General features: G+C 68.7%; 16 protein-coding genes, 1 tRNA gene and 1 riboswitch. Of the genes, 2 read left to right on the top strand and 15 right to left on the bottom strand.

From position 1 onward, the window contains the following. Window positions 1-31 precede the first annotated feature (31 nt). The 13 genes from AB0P21_RS00540 to dop all read right to left on the bottom strand — a co-directional run bounded on the left by AB0P21_RS00540 (window position 32) and on the right by dop (window position 10,268). Window positions 32-105: transfer RNA gene (locus AB0P21_RS00540), tRNA-Pro, on the bottom strand. A gap of 70 nt (window positions 106-175) precedes the next feature. Next, window positions 176-1,558 (bottom strand): ribosome biogenesis GTPase Der, encoded by a 1,383-nt coding sequence (gene der / locus AB0P21_RS00535; protein ID WP_363692671.1) that lies wholly within the window; start codon window positions 1,556-1,558, stop codon window positions 176-178. Next, window positions 1,551-2,282 carry a lysophospholipid acyltransferase family protein gene (locus AB0P21_RS00530; RefSeq protein ID WP_363692670.1) on the bottom strand — a complete coding sequence of 244 codons (732 nt, stop codon included), beginning with the start codon at window positions 2,280-2,282 and terminating at the stop codon, window positions 1,551-1,553. The genes der and AB0P21_RS00530 overlap by 8 nt, the downstream gene beginning before the upstream one ends. Then, window positions 2,279-2,965 (bottom strand): (d)CMP kinase, encoded by a 687-nt coding sequence (gene cmk, locus AB0P21_RS00525; protein ID WP_363692669.1) that lies wholly within the window; start codon window positions 2,963-2,965, stop codon window positions 2,279-2,281. The genes AB0P21_RS00530 and cmk overlap by 4 nt, the downstream gene beginning before the upstream one ends. Window positions 2,966-2,975: 10 nt before the next feature. Beyond that, the gene (locus AB0P21_RS00520; protein WP_363692668.1) at window positions 2,976-4,049 is read right to left on the bottom strand and encodes a prephenate dehydrogenase; all 1,074 of its coding nucleotides are present in this window, start codon (window positions 4,047-4,049) and stop codon (window positions 2,976-2,978) included. Further along, a complete protein-coding gene (aroH, locus tag AB0P21_RS00515; RefSeq protein WP_363692667.1) occupies window positions 4,046-4,414 on the bottom strand; it encodes a chorismate mutase in 369 nt (122 codons plus the stop codon). The genes AB0P21_RS00520 and aroH overlap by 4 nt, the downstream gene beginning before the upstream one ends. A 40-nt stretch (window positions 4,415-4,454) precedes the next feature. Next, the gene (locus AB0P21_RS00510; protein WP_363692666.1) at window positions 4,455-5,321 is read right to left on the bottom strand and encodes a bifunctional 5,10-methylenetetrahydrofolate dehydrogenase/5,10-methenyltetrahydrofolate cyclohydrolase; all 867 of its coding nucleotides are present in this window, start codon (window positions 5,319-5,321) and stop codon (window positions 4,455-4,457) included. 21 nt (window positions 5,322-5,342) lie between these two features. Beyond that, window positions 5,343-5,433: riboswitch (ZMP/ZTP riboswitch) on the bottom strand. Between the two features lie 5 nt (window positions 5,434-5,438). Beyond that, window positions 5,439-6,074, bottom strand: a complete 636-nt coding sequence (locus tag AB0P21_RS00505) for a GNAT family protein (protein ID WP_363692665.1) — start codon at window positions 6,072-6,074, stop codon at window positions 5,439-5,441. Between the two features lie 43 nt (window positions 6,075-6,117). After that, complete coding sequence (locus AB0P21_RS00500) at window positions 6,118-6,726, bottom strand: NUDIX hydrolase (RefSeq protein ID WP_363692664.1); 609 nt, start codon at window positions 6,724-6,726, stop codon at window positions 6,118-6,120. After that, window positions 6,723-7,598 carry a proteasome subunit alpha gene (prcA, locus tag AB0P21_RS00495; RefSeq protein ID WP_363692663.1) on the bottom strand — a complete coding sequence of 292 codons (876 nt, stop codon included), beginning with the start codon at window positions 7,596-7,598 and terminating at the stop codon, window positions 6,723-6,725. Before prcA ends, AB0P21_RS00500 begins: the two co-directional genes overlap by 4 nt. 32 nt (window positions 7,599-7,630) lie before the next feature. After that, a complete protein-coding gene (prcB, locus tag AB0P21_RS00490; RefSeq protein WP_363692662.1) occupies window positions 7,631-8,470 on the bottom strand; it encodes a proteasome subunit beta in 840 nt (279 codons plus the stop codon). Between the two features lie 8 nt (window positions 8,471-8,478). Further along, complete coding sequence (locus AB0P21_RS00485) at window positions 8,479-8,688, bottom strand: ubiquitin-like protein Pup (RefSeq protein ID WP_164593993.1); 210 nt, start codon at window positions 8,686-8,688, stop codon at window positions 8,479-8,481. A gap of 59 nt (window positions 8,689-8,747) precedes the next feature. Then, window positions 8,748-10,268, bottom strand: coding sequence for a depupylase/deamidase Dop (dop, locus tag AB0P21_RS00480; protein ID WP_363692661.1), 1,521 nt, complete (start codon window positions 10,266-10,268; stop codon window positions 8,748-8,750). Between the two features lie 72 nt (window positions 10,269-10,340). Here dop and AB0P21_RS00475 point away from each other — a divergent pair, with 72 nt between their 5' ends. Both AB0P21_RS00475 and AB0P21_RS00470 read left to right on the top strand, forming a co-directional pair. Continuing rightward, window positions 10,341-10,838: an NUDIX domain-containing protein gene (locus AB0P21_RS00475; RefSeq protein ID WP_363692660.1), complete on the top strand. Its 498-nt coding sequence runs from the start codon at window positions 10,341-10,343 to the stop codon at window positions 10,836-10,838. After that, window positions 10,835-11,578 (top strand): phosphotransferase, encoded by a 744-nt coding sequence (locus tag AB0P21_RS00470; protein WP_363692659.1) that lies wholly within the window; start codon window positions 10,835-10,837, stop codon window positions 11,576-11,578. The genes AB0P21_RS00475 and AB0P21_RS00470 overlap by 4 nt, the downstream gene beginning before the upstream one ends. Here the strand turns inward: AB0P21_RS00470 and AB0P21_RS00465 are convergent. Further along, a complete protein-coding gene (locus AB0P21_RS00465) occupies window positions 11,565-11,903 on the bottom strand; it encodes a hypothetical protein (RefSeq protein ID WP_363692658.1) in 339 nt (112 codons plus the stop codon). The two genes, AB0P21_RS00470 and AB0P21_RS00465, sit on opposite strands and share 14 nt — an antisense overlap. 68 nt (window positions 11,904-11,971) lie before the next feature. After that, window positions 11,972-13,576, bottom strand: a complete 1,605-nt coding sequence (locus tag AB0P21_RS00460; RefSeq protein ID WP_363692657.1) for an endo-1,4-beta-xylanase — start codon at window positions 13,574-13,576, stop codon at window positions 11,972-11,974.

Here is a 13,576-nt window from a genome sequence, read left to right as displayed (position 1 = left end):
GCACCGACAGTGTCGGTGCCCCTCATTTGTGTCGGGCTGGCGAGATTTGAACTCGCGATCTCCTGTCCCCCAGACAGGCGCCTTACCAGGCTAGGCCACAGCCCGAATGGCCGTCCCCGTGGGGGCGACCGGGGTAAACCTTACCCCATTCCCAGACCACTTTTGACCAAGGGGGCTAGCCTCTGAGCTTCTTCACTCGCGGCCGGATCTGGACGTGCACCGGGCTGCCGACGAAGCCGAAATCCTCGCGCAGCCGGCGCTCGATGAACCGTTGGTACGACGGCTCGAACGCGCCGGAGGTGAAGATCGCGAAGGTCGGCGGCATCGTGGTCGCCTGGGTGCCGAACAGGATCTTCGGCTGCTTGCCGCTGCGCACCGGGTGCGGGTGGGCTGCGACCAGCCGGCCCAGGAAGGCGTTCAGCTGGCCGGTCGGGACGCGGGTCTGCCAGCCGTCGAGGGCGGCCTCGATCGCGGGCACCAGCTTCTCCATGTGGCGACCCGTCATCGCGGAGATGTTCACCCGCGGCGCCCAGCGGAACTGCACCAGGTCGCGGTCGATCTCGCGCTCCAGGTAGTAGCGCCGGTCCTCGTCGACCAGGTCCCACTTGTTGTAGGCGATCACCAGCGCCTTGCCGGCCTCTTCGACCGTGTTCATGATCCGCAGGTCCTGCTCGGTCATCGGCTCGGACGCGTCGATCACCACCACCACGACCTCGGCCCGCTCGATCGCGCTGTTGGTGCGCAGGCTGGCGTAGTACTCGTGGCCCTGGACGTTCTTCACCTTGCGCCGGATGCCGGCGGTGTCGATGAAGCGCCACTGCTTGCCGCCGAGGGTGATCTCCTCGTCGACCGGGTCGACGGTGGTGCCGGAGACCTCGCTGACGACGACCCGGTCCTCCTTGGCGACCTTGTTCAGCAGCGACGACTTGCCCACGTTCGGCTTGCCGACGATCGCGACCCGGCGCGGCCCGCCCAGCTGGGCGTCCCGCTCGGCCGGTGCCTCCGGCAACGCGGCCAGTACTGCGTCCAGCATGTCGCCGGTACCGCGGCCGTGCATCGCGGAGATCGGGAACGGCTCGCCGATCCCGAGGCTCCACAGGTTCATCGCCTCGGCCTCGACGCGGGCGTCGTCGACCTTGTTGGCAGCCAGTACGACCGGCTTGCCCGCCTTCCGCAGCACGCGGACGACGGCCTCGTCGGAGTCGGTGATGCCGACCGTCGCGTCGACCACGAAGATCACCGCGTCGGCCGCGCTGATCGCGACCTCGGCCTGGGCGGCGACCAGCGCCGCGAAGCCGACGGCGTCCGGGTCCCAGCCGCCGGTGTCGACCAGGGTGAAGCCGCGGCCGGCCCAGTTGGCGTCGTACGAGACGCGGTCGCGAGTGACGCCCGGGGTGTCCTCGACCACCGCCTCGCGGCGGCCGATGATCCGGTTCACCAGCGTCGACTTGCCGACGTTCGGCCGGCCGACGATTGCCACGACCGGCATCGGCCCGGTGTCTTCGCGTTCGTGGGTCGGCTGCGCGTCGAACTCGTAGCCGGTGGGCAGGTCACTCATCAGGATCCTTCTGGTCTGGCACGCCCGGGAGCGGGTGGCCGGTGGCTTCGACGGCCGCCTGCACATGGGCTCGCAACACGTCGCCGATCTGGTCGGCAACCGCGCGTACGTCGACCTGCCTCCGGGGAAATGATACGCGGTCCACCGTGAAGGTCTCGCCATATACCACGTCGACCCGGCTGCCCCGGGGCGGATAGATCTCGATATCGCCGCCCGGCTGCCGGGTCCCGAGCAGCGCGACAGGCAGGATCGGCGCGCCGGTGACCATCGCCAGGTACGCCACTCCCCCATGCACCTGGCGGAAGTCGCCCGGCCCGCGAGTGCCCTCCGGGTAGACGCTCAGCACCCGGCGTTCACGCAGGATCTGGATCGCCCGGCGGATCGCGCGGACGTCGTACTGCGAACGGTCGACCGCGATCTGGCCGGCCCGGTGCAGCAGCACTCCCTGGAACCCGTGGAAGGCCTCGATCTTGCCCAGCTGGTGCATCATCCGGGGCGCGGTCGAGCCCAGCAACGGCCCGTCGAGCAGGCCGAGGTGGTTGGGAGCGACCAGTACCGGCCCGGTCCGCGGGAACCGCTCCTCGTGGTGGATGGTGAGGTCGTAGCGCCAGCGCACGTACGGCTCGACCAGATGGCGGACGATGCTGCCCAGCCGGTACGGGATGGCAGGCAGGTCGTCGGTCCGGGGCAGTTCCTGCTGCCCGGTCAGTTCGTCAGCTGTCATGAAGTCAGGTCGCGTGGTGCGGCCTCAGCCTCCTTCGCCAGTCGGCAGATCACGTCGATCACTTCTTCCAACGTCAGATGGGTCGAATCGATTTCCACCGCGCCGTCCGAGGCGACCTGGAACTGCGAGACGGTCGAGTCGTCGGCGTCACGCCGGACGATCTGGTCCCGCAACTGCTCCGCGGTCACCGAGCCCTCGGCCAACTCCGCCTTGCGGCGCGCCATCCGGGCGTCCTGGTCCGCGGTCAGCAGCACCTTCAGCTCCGCCTGCGGCGCCACCACGGTCGCGATGTCACGCCCCTCGACCACGGCACCACCCGTCGGCTGAGAAGCGTCGATCAGCTCGCGCTGCCGCCGGATCAACTCAGCCCGTACTTCGAGGTTGGTGGCGATCTTGCTGACACTGGCACTGATCCGCGGGTCGCGGATCGCCTCGGTGACATCGACCCCGTCGGCCGCGAACCGCCCGCGCTCCGGATCGGTGCTGATCGACAGCTCGACCGCCCGGGCCCGCTCGGCGACCGCGCCGAGGTCGTCCAGGTCGAGCCCGTGCTCCAGCGCCGACCAGGTGACAGCGCGGTACATCGCACCGGTGTCCAGGTACTGCAGCCCGAGCCGGGTCGCGACTCCGCGGGCCGTGCTCGACTTACCGGACCCGCTCGGGCCGTCAACAGCGATGATCATGGGCCGAAGATTACCGGTGGACGGCCCAGCCCCGCTCGGTCAGTACCCCGACCAGCTGATCCACCGACGCCGGTTTGACCGACAACTCGACCTCACCGACCGGGCGGCCCGGGCTGTGATCGATCCGCAGGTCCTCGACGTTGGCGCCGGACGCGGCCGCATCCGCGAACAACCGGGCCAGCTGGCCGGGCCGGTCGGGGATGGTGACCAGCACCGGGACCAGCTCGATGTGCGGGGCGCCGTGCTTGCCCGGCACCCGGATCGCGCCGGAGACACCGCGGTTCAGCACCGCGGTCACCTCGTCGGTCGCCTCTTCCTTGCCCAAGGCAATGAGCAGCCGGTCGAGCTCGTCCCGGATCCCTTCCAGCAGGCCGCTCAACGCGGGCGAGTTGGCGGAGACGATCTGCGTCCACAGGCCAGGGTCACCGGCCGCGATCCGCGTGACATCGCGGACACCCTGTCCGGACAGCTCGAGGTGAGCAGCCGGTGCGTCGACCAGCGTGCCTGCGGCGAGCGACGACATCAGTTGTGGCAGGTGCGAGACGCGGGCCACCGCGAGGTCGTGGTCGGCCACCGACAGCTCGACCGTACGAGCACCGGCGGCCACGGCGAGCCGCCGTACCAGCTCGATCGCGTCCAGGTCGCTGTTCTCGTGCGGGGTGATGGCCCAGGTCGCGCCCTCGAACAGGTCAGCGCGGCCGGCCAATGGGCCGCTTCGCTCGGAGCCGGCCATCGGGTGGCTGCCGACGTACCGGGCGAGGTCTTCGGGCTTGGCGACCAGGGCACGTGCGTCGAAGAGCGGCTTGCCCTTCACGCTGGCGGCATCGGTGACGATCGCGTCGGTTTGCTGGAGCTGCTCGACGATCACCGCCCCGACGTGGTCCGGCGGGACGGCGACGACGACCAGTTGCGGCTCGATCTGGACCAGCCGCGAACCGGCCCCGATCCGCTCGGCCATCAGGGCGTTGTCGGGGCTGGCGTCCACCAGCTCGACCACGACCCCGAGCCGGCTCAGCGCGAGACCGATCGACGTACCGATCAGGCCGGTGCCGACGATCCGCACCGGGCCGCGCAGCTCGGTCACTGGGCGCCGGTCAGGTCGGGGCGCAGGCTGACGGCGCCGTGCAGGTAGACGTGCTGGATCTTCTCCCGCGACCGCGGCGAGTCCGCGTGCACCATCATCCGGACCACTCGCGGCAACGCGTGCGGGACGTTGATCTCCTGCATGCACATCAGCGGTACGTCGGTCAGGCCGACCTGCCGCCCGGCCACCGCCGGAAACTCCGACCGCAGATCGGGCGTGACGGTGAACAGGATGCTGATCAGGTCCTCCGACTCCAGCTCGTTGGCCTCCAGCACGGCCCTGACCAGCTCGGCGGACCGCTCGAGCAGATGCTCGCGCTCGTCCACCTCGAGCTGGGTGGCACCCCGGATCGCCCGTACCGCCACAGCTACTGCCTCCTCGATCGATGGTGTTGCTGTCTCAACACTAGGACAGAACGTCCACCGGATGCGCGACCGTCTCGGATTCCGCGGCCTCGACGGTCTGCTCCAGCAGCAGCGCGATGGTCATCGGCCCGACCCCGCCAGGAACCGGCGTGATCAGGCTCGCCACCTGTGAGGCCTCCTCGAAGTGCACGTCGCCGACGTTGCCTTCGTTGTATCCGGCATCGATCACGACGACGCCCGGCTTCAGCCAGTCGCCGCGGACGAAGTTCGCCCGGCCGACCGCGGCGACGACGATGTCCGCCGTCCTGACGATCGAGGCCAGGTCGCGGGTCTTGGAGTGGGTGTAGGTGACGGTCGCGTTCGATGCCAGCAGCAACATCCCGGCTGGCTTGCCGAGGATCGGGCTGCGGCCGATCACGACCGCGTGCGCGCCTTCCAGCGGTACGTCGTACGCCTGCAGCAACCGGAGGATGCCACCCGGCGTACAGGAGACGAAGCCGGGCTCACCGAACGCCATCGCGGCGAAGCCGTGCATCGTCACGCCGTCGACGTCCTTGGCCGGAGCGATCGCCTCGAACGCGGCCCGCTCGTCGATCTGCGCCGGGACCGGGTGCTGCAGCAGGATGCCGTGCACCTCAGGATCGTTGGAAAGTTTGTGTAGTTCGGCAACCAGTTCTTCGGTGGTCGTCTCGGCGGGCAGCACGACACTGCGCGAGCCGATGCCGGCCTTCTTGCTCCGGTTCTGCTTCATCCGGACGTAGGTGGCCGAGGCCGGGTCGTCCCCGACCAGCACCGTCGCGAGACAGGGCTGGACGCCGGTCTCGTCGTACAGCTTCTTGGCCCGCTCCCCCGCCTTGGTCACCATCTCGGCGGCCAGGTCGGTCCCGATCATCAGTTTGGCACTCACGCGTACTCCTCTGGACAGAAGTCTGAATGCCCAGGCGCGCGGCTCGGCCGACTCGATGCGGCAGACCGTTCCCCGGTGGTCATCCACCTCAACGCCAGTCGCGGTCCGTCGAGCAGTTTACTGCCCGCCGAAAGACTCCCTGCACTGCTCCAGCCCCTCGACCCGTACTGCGCGCGGCCGCCAGTCGGCGAGGGTGAGTCGCAGACGGTCCGAGATCACCACTTCTCCGTGCAACACGTCGCGGGAGATGCCGTCGGGCTGATAACCGAGCTTGCGAGAGACCGCCTGCGAACCGTGGTTGTCCTGGAACACCTCCGACAGCGCCGCCTCGGCTCCGAGCTGCGCGAAGGCGAGGTGCAGCAGCGCAGTACGGGCTTCGGTGCCGTAGCCCTTGCCGTGATGAGCCAGACCCAGCCAGGACTCGGTGCGCACTTCCCGCAGTACTGCGAATTCGCGGGCCTTCAGCGTGACCAACCCGATCGGCAGGTCGTCGCGGAACACGGCCAGCTCCAGCGCCCAGTTGTCCGGCGACCACGCGCCGAGGCGGTTCCAGTGTTGCTGCAGCACGTACTGCGCCCGCTCGGCCGGCTCGAGATCCGTCCAGGGAGTGAGGAACGGGCGCTCGCCAGGCTTGTGCACGCCAGCCGCGGCGAGGTCGGCCAGCTCCGCCAGTTCGTCCTCGGCCGGTTGGCGCAGGACGAGTCGCTCGGTGGTGAGGCGAAGGTTGCGCAACGGCCAGCGGTCAGTCAGCACGCGGACATCCTCGGACCTCGCCTGGTGCTGAGCAACTGGTTTGCTAGAGCAGACCGGCGTGATCCAGGGCGAAGTACGCCGCGTCGGTGCCGGTCATCGTCCCCGGGGTGCGGAGATCGGCCAGGAACTCGGCGATGGTCAGCTCGGCCGGCACACAGTCCTCGAACTCGTCGAGCGACTGCTTGCCGTCCGGCCGGCAGCCGCGGGCGACCGCGACGTGCTTGCGGTAGACGGAGGACGCGCCGGACCACATCCATCCCACGATCTCGATCGACTCGCAGGTGTAGCCGGTCTCCTCTTCCAACTCCCGGCGACCCGCGTCGGCCGGTTCCTCGCCCGGGTCGATCAGCCCGCCGGGGAGGTTGGTCACCACCTGGTCGGGGCCGGCCCGGAACATCCGCACGACCACGATCTTGCCGTCAGGCGTCAGCGGGAGCACGGCAACACCGCCGCTGACCCCTGCGTTGAGTGCTGGGCCGAAGACATCCCAGTCGGCTTCCTGCCCGTTCGGCATCCGGTAGCGCCGCTTCCGCACGGTGAGAAACCCGTCGTACCCCGGCTCCTCGTCGAGCAGGACCCACGGCTCAGGGTCACCTGGACGAACGCCGTCCGCCCCAGAAGTATCTGGGGCGGACGGCGAAGAACTCGTCACAGCGGGCGGTCGGTGTCCGGGTTTTCCGGCGGGGCGATCGGAGTGTCGTCCTCAGCCGGCGGCGCCACCGGGGCGTCGTCGGCGGAGTCGCTCTCGTAGCTGCCACCGTTGACCGGCTGGGCCGACTCGGCGTGCGTCGCCGGCTCGGCATTACCGGCCGGAGAGGTGTCCGGGCGCGACTCGGCCAGGATCCGGGCCAGCGTCTCATCCGAGATCCGCTTGAACTTGCGCACCTGGGTGCGGGTCCGGTCGAGGATGGCGACCTCGATCTGATCCGGCTCCAACTGGCGTACCTCGGTGCCCTCGTGCCCGAGCGCGTCCACCGCCAGGCGCAGCGCGCCCGCCAGCGAGATGCCCTCGGAGTAGTGCTCACCGACGTACTCCGCGACCTGCTCGGCCGGGCCGCCCATCACGGCGTAACCGCGGACGTCCGCGATCGAGCCGTCGTAAGTGAGCCGGTAGATCGTGTCCTCGGCGGTGCTGGCGCCGACCTCGGCGACCAGGATCTCGACCTCGAGCGGCTTCTCACCACCGGAGGAGAAGATCGCGCCGAGGGTCTGGGCGTAGGCGTTGGCCAGCGCCCGGCCGGTGACGTCGCGCCGGTCGTAGGAGTACCCCCGCATGTCGGCCAGCCGCACACCGGCGATCCGCAGGTTCTCGAACTCGTTGTAGCGACCGACCGCGGCGAAGGCCAGCCGGTCGTAGATCTCGGCCACCTTGTGCAGGGCCGGGGACCGGTTCTCCGCCACGAACAGGATGCCGTCGGCATACTGCAGGGCGATCGCGCTGCGACCCTTCGCGATGCCCTTGCGGGCGAAGTCGGCCCGGTCCCGCATCAACTGTTCGGGCGAGACGTAGAACGGCGTACTCATCTAGGGTGTCGTCCTCTATCAGTCGATGGTGGTCAGGTGAGGGGCGCGGCCGGGCCGTCGGGACGCACTTGCCGGGCCGCCATGACGGTGTCGACCAGCTCGCCGACCTCCTCGGCCGGCAGCCGCCGGTAGCCGTCGGCGGTGACCACACCGATCACCGGGAAGATCCGCCGCAGCATGTCCGGACCACCGGTCGCCGAGTCGTCGTCGGCGGCGTCGACCAGGGACTGGATCGCCACCGTGACGGTCTCGGTCTCGGTCAGGTCCTCGCGGTAGAGCTTCTTCAGCGCGCCCCGGGCGAACAGCGAGCCGGAGCCGACGCTGTGGAAGGCGCGCTCCTCGTACCGCCCGCCGGTCGGGTCGTAGGAGAAGATCCGGCCGCCCTTGATGTCCTGGTCGTAGCCCGCGAACAGCGGCACCACGGTCAGGCCCTGCATCGCCATCGGCAGGTTGCCGCGGATCAGCGCGGTCAGCCGGCTGGCCTTGCCGTCGAGGCTGAGCGTGGTGCCCTCGAGCTTCTCGTAGTGCTCCAGCTCGACCTGGAACAGCCGCACCATCTCGATCCCGAGGCCCGCCGTACCGGCGAAGGCCACGCAGGAGTACTCGTCGGCCGGAAACACCTTCTCGATGTCGCGCTGGGCGATGATGTTGCCCATCGTGGCGCGCCGGTCGCCGGCCATCACCACGCCACCGTCGAAGGTGGCGGCGACGATCGTCGTACCGTGCGGGACGTCCTTGCCGAAGTCACCCACCCCCAGGTCGCGTCGTCCGGGCAACAGGTCGGGCGCGTGCCCGGCCAGGAAGTCCATGAAGGACGAGCCACCTGGGGTCAGGAAGGCTTCCGGCAACCGGCCGGAGGCATCGAATGTCATCTAGCGGTTCACTCCCCACCCTTTTGCACGAAGCCGCGGACGAACTCTTCCGCGTTCTCCTCCAGCACCTCGTCGATCTCGTCCAGGATCGAGTCGACGTCGTCGTCGAGCCGTTCCTTGCGCTCGGCCACGTCCTCACCGGACTTGACCTCGGTGACCTCTTCTTCGGTCGACGAGCGCTTCGGCTGCTTGTGCTGCTGTCCGCCGTCTTTCGCCATGGCACACACCTCCTAGAACCGCAGTGGAGAACCGCCCAACCGGCTCTCTACGAACGACCCTACCCGGCAGCACCCCCAGTAATGGTGCGAACCAGGTCACTCGCGGTGTCGCACTGGTCGAGCAACGCTCCGACGTGGGCTTTCGTACCGCGCAGCGGGTCCAGGGTCGGGATGCGTTGAAGCGATTCACGGCCCGGGAGGTCGAAGATCACCGAGTCCCAGGAGGCGGCCGCGACCTGACCGGCGTACTGCTGCATGCAGCGGCCGCGGAAGTAGGCGCGGGTGTCGGTCGGCGGATGCGAGACGGCCATCCGGATCTCCTCGTCGCTGACCAGGCGCTGCATCCGGCCGGACTTGACCAGCTTGTAGTACAGCCCCTTGTCCGGGCGCAGGTCGGCGTACTGCAGGTCGACCAGGTGCAGCTTCGGGTCGTCCCACTCCAGCCCGTCGCGGTCGCGGTAGGACTGCAGCAGCTTGTACTTCGCGACCCAGTCGAGCTGGTCGGACAGCTGCATCGGGTCGATCGCGAGCTGGTCCAGCACGCTCTCCCAGCGGTGCAGCACGTCCTTGGTCTGCCGGTCGGCGTCGTCGCCGTACTTGTCCTCGACGTACTTGCGGGCCTGCTCCAGATACTCCACCTGGAGCTGGATCGCGGTGATCTTGCGGCCGTCCTTGAGCGTCATCAGGTGCGTGCAGGTCGGGTCGTGGCTGATCTCGTGCAGCGCCATCACCGGCCGGTCGACGGACAGGTCGTCGGTCAGCCAGCCGTCCTCGATCATCGCCAGCACCAGCGAGGTGGTGCCGACCTTCAGGTAGGTCGAGATCTCGGCCAGGTTCGCGTCGCCGATGATCACGTGCAGCCGGCGGTACCGGTCCGGGTTCGCGTGCGGCTCGTCACGGGTGTTGATGATCGGCCGCTTCAGCGTGGTCTCCAGGCCGACCTCGACCTCGAAGTAGTCGGCCCGCTGGCTGATCTGGAAGCCGTTCGTGCTGCCGTCCTGGCCGATCCCGACCCGGCCGGCCCCGGTGACCACCTGGCGGCTGACGAAGAACGGGGTCAGGTGCCGCACGATCGACGCGAACGGCGTGGACCGGCGCATCAGGTAGTTCTCGTGCGAGCCGTACGACGCGCCCTTGTTGTCGGTGTTGTTCTTGTACAGGTTCAGCTGCGGCGCGCCGGGGATCTGCCGGGCCTGCCGGGCGCCCTCCATGATCACCAGCTCGCCGGCCTTGTCCCAGACCACCACGTCGCGGGGGTTGGTGCACTCCGGCGCGGAGTACTCCGGGTGGGCGTGGTCGACGTACAACCGGGCGCCGTTGGTCAGGATGACGTTTGCCAGCCCGGTCTCCTCGTCGGTGAGCTGGCTGGAGTCCGCCACCTCCCGGCTCAGGTCGAAGCCGCGCGCGTCGCGTAACGGGTGCTCCTCGTCGAAGTCCCATCGCGTCTTGCGCGCCAGCGGCTGCGTCTGCGCGTAGCCGTTGACCACCTGGCTCGAGGTCAGCATCGGGTTGGCCCCGGGCTGGCCAGGAACCGAGATGCCGAACTCGGTCTCAGTCCCCATGATCCGCCGAACACTCATGAATCGAGCCTACGCGGTAAGGACGACTAAAGGGGTTGAACTGTCCACAGGGTTACCTGTGAGACTGCGCAAATGGACGAACTGGTGGCTTTGCTGGACAGCGACGGCCGGGTGTGCGGGTCCGCGCCGCGCTCGGTGATGAGACGCGACAACCTGCGGCACGGCGCGACCGGCGTCCTGGTCCGGAACGGCGCCGGTGAGATCTACGTGCACCGCCGAACCGCGACCAAGGACGTCTACCCGAGCCATTACGACTTCGCGGCCGGTGGTGTCGTCGCGGCCGGCGAGGACCCGTACGACGCTGTCGTCCGCGAGCTGGACGAGGAGCTGGGCATCACCGGTGTCGAGCTGACCCGCCTGCCCGAGGGCGACTACGCGGACGACAACACCAGCTACCACGCCTACCTCTACACGTGTGTCTGGGAAGGCCCGGTCAAGCACCAGCCGGAGGAGGTCGCCTGGGGCGCCTGGATGTCACCCGCAGAGCTGGTCGCCAAGCTGGACGAGTGGCCCTTCATGCCCGACACAGTCGCCCTCCTGGGCCCACTGGTCCGGACCTACCTGCAGTGACAATCAACGACGACGGCTGGGACAGCAGAGCCTGGCTGGACGGCGACTGGCTCCACCGCGAGCCCCGCCGCGAACAGGTCCGCCCACGACTCCTCGCTGAGGCCACGCTCCTCCCCTGGCTCGCGCCACAGCTGCCGATCCCAGTACCGGTCCCCGAGCTCACGCAATACGGCGTACGCCACCGGGTGCTGCTCGGCGAGCCATTAGAAGCAGGCAGTACTGCGCTCGGCCGCCAGCTAGGCGAGTTCCTCACCGCACTGCACGCCGTCGACCCAACCGAAGCGGTCGCATATCGCGCACTGGACGCCGCAACAGCCGCCCTGGAGAAGGCGACCTTCCTCGACGAGTGCCGAGCCCAGGTGATCCCCCTGCTCCCACCCGACCTCCACCAGCCCGCCGAGGCCTTACTGACCCGCGTGGCCCAAACCCGTACGTCGCTGATCCACGCCGACCTCGGCAGCAACCACCTACTGGTCGCCGACGGCCGCATGACCGGCATCATCGACTGGACCGACGCCCAGATCGGCGACCCCGCCCTGGACCTGTGCTGGCTCCTCAACGGCGCCCCAGAAGGCATCGCGACCGGCCTGCAGGAGACCTACCCAGTGACCGACGAGCTACGACACCGAGCGCTCGACTGGATCCGGCTCAGCCCGTGGTACCAGGTCCACCGCGGCCTATTGCTCGACCTGCCCGACGACGTCCAGAGCGGTCTCCCGAGGATCGTCAGTTGTTTCTGACGAAGCGTGAGATGGAACGGGCCAGGTTGATCCCGACCAGACCGCCCCAGCAGACCACGATCGCGAAGACACCTTCCTGAGCAGCGGCGATGGCGGTGATCGGAATCCCCGCGCCCACCGACACGATGGCCAGCGCCAGCCCACCCGGATCACCGTCCCGGGTCGGCTTCGGCGCCTGCACCGGCGGCGTGGCGACATGCTGCGCGGTGTGCGCGTCGAGTTTGGCGAGGAACCCCTCGATCACCTCGAGCTCGTACTCCGGCCCCAGCTCCTGCCGCGCCGCCACCGCGGCCCGCAGGTCCTTGCGAATCTCGTCCGTCGCCATACCAGCAAGGTACGACGCGACCGGACCACTGACTATCGGGGAAACCCCCGATAGCCAGTGGGGGCGGACTAAGGGGCGACTGCCCGGCCCGTGGTTGGGGAGATCTTGCCGGCGCACAGGCCCCGGCTGCGCAGGCCGGAGACGATCTGCGGTACGGCGGCGACCGTGGTCGCGTACTGGTCGTGCATGAGGATGCTCTGGCCGTTGGTCAGCCGGCTTGCGGCTTGCACGATCTGGGCGGTGGAGGCGCCGTTCCAGTCCTGCGAGTCGACGTCCCAGATGATGGTTCGCAGGCCGAGGCCCGAGGCGACCGACTGGAGGCCGGCGTTCGATTCGCCGTACGGCGGGCGGAACAGGTTCGGCGTACCGCCGCCCGCGTTGCGGATGGCCGTCTGGGTTCGGGACAACTCGGACGACTGCTGGGCCGATCCCAGAGTGAGCATGTGTGGGTGGGTGTAGCTGTGGTTGGCGACCCACATCCCCGCGCTCACCTCGGCTGCCACCAGGCCTGGATTGGCGGCAGCGTTCTGACCGGTGTTGAACATCGTCGCCCGTACGCCGGCTGAGCCCAGCGCGTTGAGCAACGTCCTGGTGTTGCCGGCGTTCGGGCCGTCGTCGTAGGTGAGGGCGACATAACCGTTGCGGCAGTCGGCCGGTGGCAGTACTGCGATGGCGCCGTTCAGTGCGGCCAGCGTCGAGTTGTACGCCGCCTTCTTGTTGCCGCTGCCGTCGAACAACAGGGGCGTGTCACCGGGCCGCCAGGAGTCGGTGTCACGCACCCCCCACACGGTGATGCCCTTGCAGCGCGCGACGGCCAGGCAGGCCCGTACGACGCTGCGGTACTTGTTCGCCTGGTCGGTTCCCGAGCCCTGGATGTCGAGTTCGGTGATGTGCACGTCGACGCCCAGGTTGGCGAAGGTGGTCAACGTGGTCTGGAAGTCGCTCGGCAGCGGGCTGCCGCTGTTGAAGTGCGACTGCAGACCGACGCAGTCGATCGGTACGCCGCGGTTCTTGAAGTCGCGAACGAGCGCGACCACGGCCTGGGTCTTGGCCTGGTTGATGTTCTCGATGTTGTAGTCGTTGTAGCAGAGCTTCGCGCCCGGATCGGCGGTGCGCGCGGCCCGGAAGGCGGCCTCGATCCAGTCGCCGCCGGTGCGCTGCAGGTTCGAGTCCCGCCGGGCGCCCGAGCTGCCGTCGGCGAAGGCCTCGTTGACGACGTCCCAGGCGTAGATCTTGCCGCGGTAGTGACTGGCGACCTGGGTGACGTGGTTGAGCATCGCGCTGCGGAGGGTGGAGCCACTCAGGCTCTGCATCCAGCCCGGCTGCTGGGAATGCCAGGCGAGAGTGTGGCCGCGGACGCGCTTTCCGTTGCTGGTGGCCCAGTTCAGGACGCGGTCGGCGTTGGTGTAGTTGAACTGGTTGCGATTCGGTTCGGTCGCGTCGATCTTCATTTCGTTCTCGGGCGTGACCATGTTGAATTCGCGGTTCGCGATGGTCGTGTACGCCGAGTCGCCGAGCTTGCCGGCGCTGATCGCGGTACCGAAGTACCGGCCGGTCTGGGCGGCCGAGGCGCCGAGGGTGGTGGCGGCTTCGGCGGTGGACGGGACGAGTACTGCCAGGCCGGTCGCGGCCAGGGCACTGACGGTCAAGGCCGCCAGGCTTCTTCTGATCAT

The organism is Kribbella sp. NPDC056861 (assembly GCF_040687575.1).
GTDB lineage: Bacteria > Actinomycetota > Actinomycetes > Propionibacteriales > Kribbellaceae > Kribbella.
This window is presented reverse-complemented; position numbering and strand designations above follow the sequence as displayed.

Excerpts from the sequence above, each read along its gene's own strand:
- der (WP_363692671.1), bottom strand. The coding sequence starts at position 1,558 with ATGAGTGACCTGCCCACCGGCTACGAGTTCGACGCGCAGCCGACCCAC.
- AB0P21_RS00530 (WP_363692670.1), bottom strand. The coding sequence starts at position 2,282 with ATGACAGCTGACGAACTGACCGGGCAGCAGGAACTGCCCCGGACCGAC.
- cmk (WP_363692669.1), bottom strand. The coding sequence starts at position 2,965 with ATGATCATCGCTGTTGACGGCCCGAGCGGGTCCGGTAAGTCGAGCACG.
- prcA (WP_363692663.1), bottom strand. The coding sequence starts at position 7,598 with ATGAGTACGCCGTTCTACGTCTCGCCCGAACAGTTGATGCGGGACCGG.
- prcB (WP_363692662.1), bottom strand. The coding sequence starts at position 8,470 with ATGACATTCGATGCCTCCGGCCGGTTGCCGGAAGCCTTCCTGACCCCA.
- AB0P21_RS00485 (WP_164593993.1), bottom strand. The coding sequence starts at position 8,688 with ATGGCGAAAGACGGCGGACAGCAGCACAAGCAGCCGAAGCGCTCGTCG.
- dop (WP_363692661.1), bottom strand. The coding sequence starts at position 10,268 with ATGAGTGTTCGGCGGATCATGGGGACTGAGACCGAGTTCGGCATCTCG.
- AB0P21_RS00475 (WP_363692660.1), top strand. The coding sequence starts at position 10,341 with ATGGACGAACTGGTGGCTTTGCTGGACAGCGACGGCCGGGTGTGCGGG.
- AB0P21_RS00465 (WP_363692658.1), bottom strand. The coding sequence starts at position 11,903 with ATGGCGACGGACGAGATTCGCAAGGACCTGCGGGCCGCGGTGGCGGCG.
- AB0P21_RS00460 (WP_363692657.1), bottom strand. The coding sequence starts at position 13,576 with ATGATCAGAAGAAGCCTGGCGGCCTTGACCGTCAGTGCCCTGGCCGCG.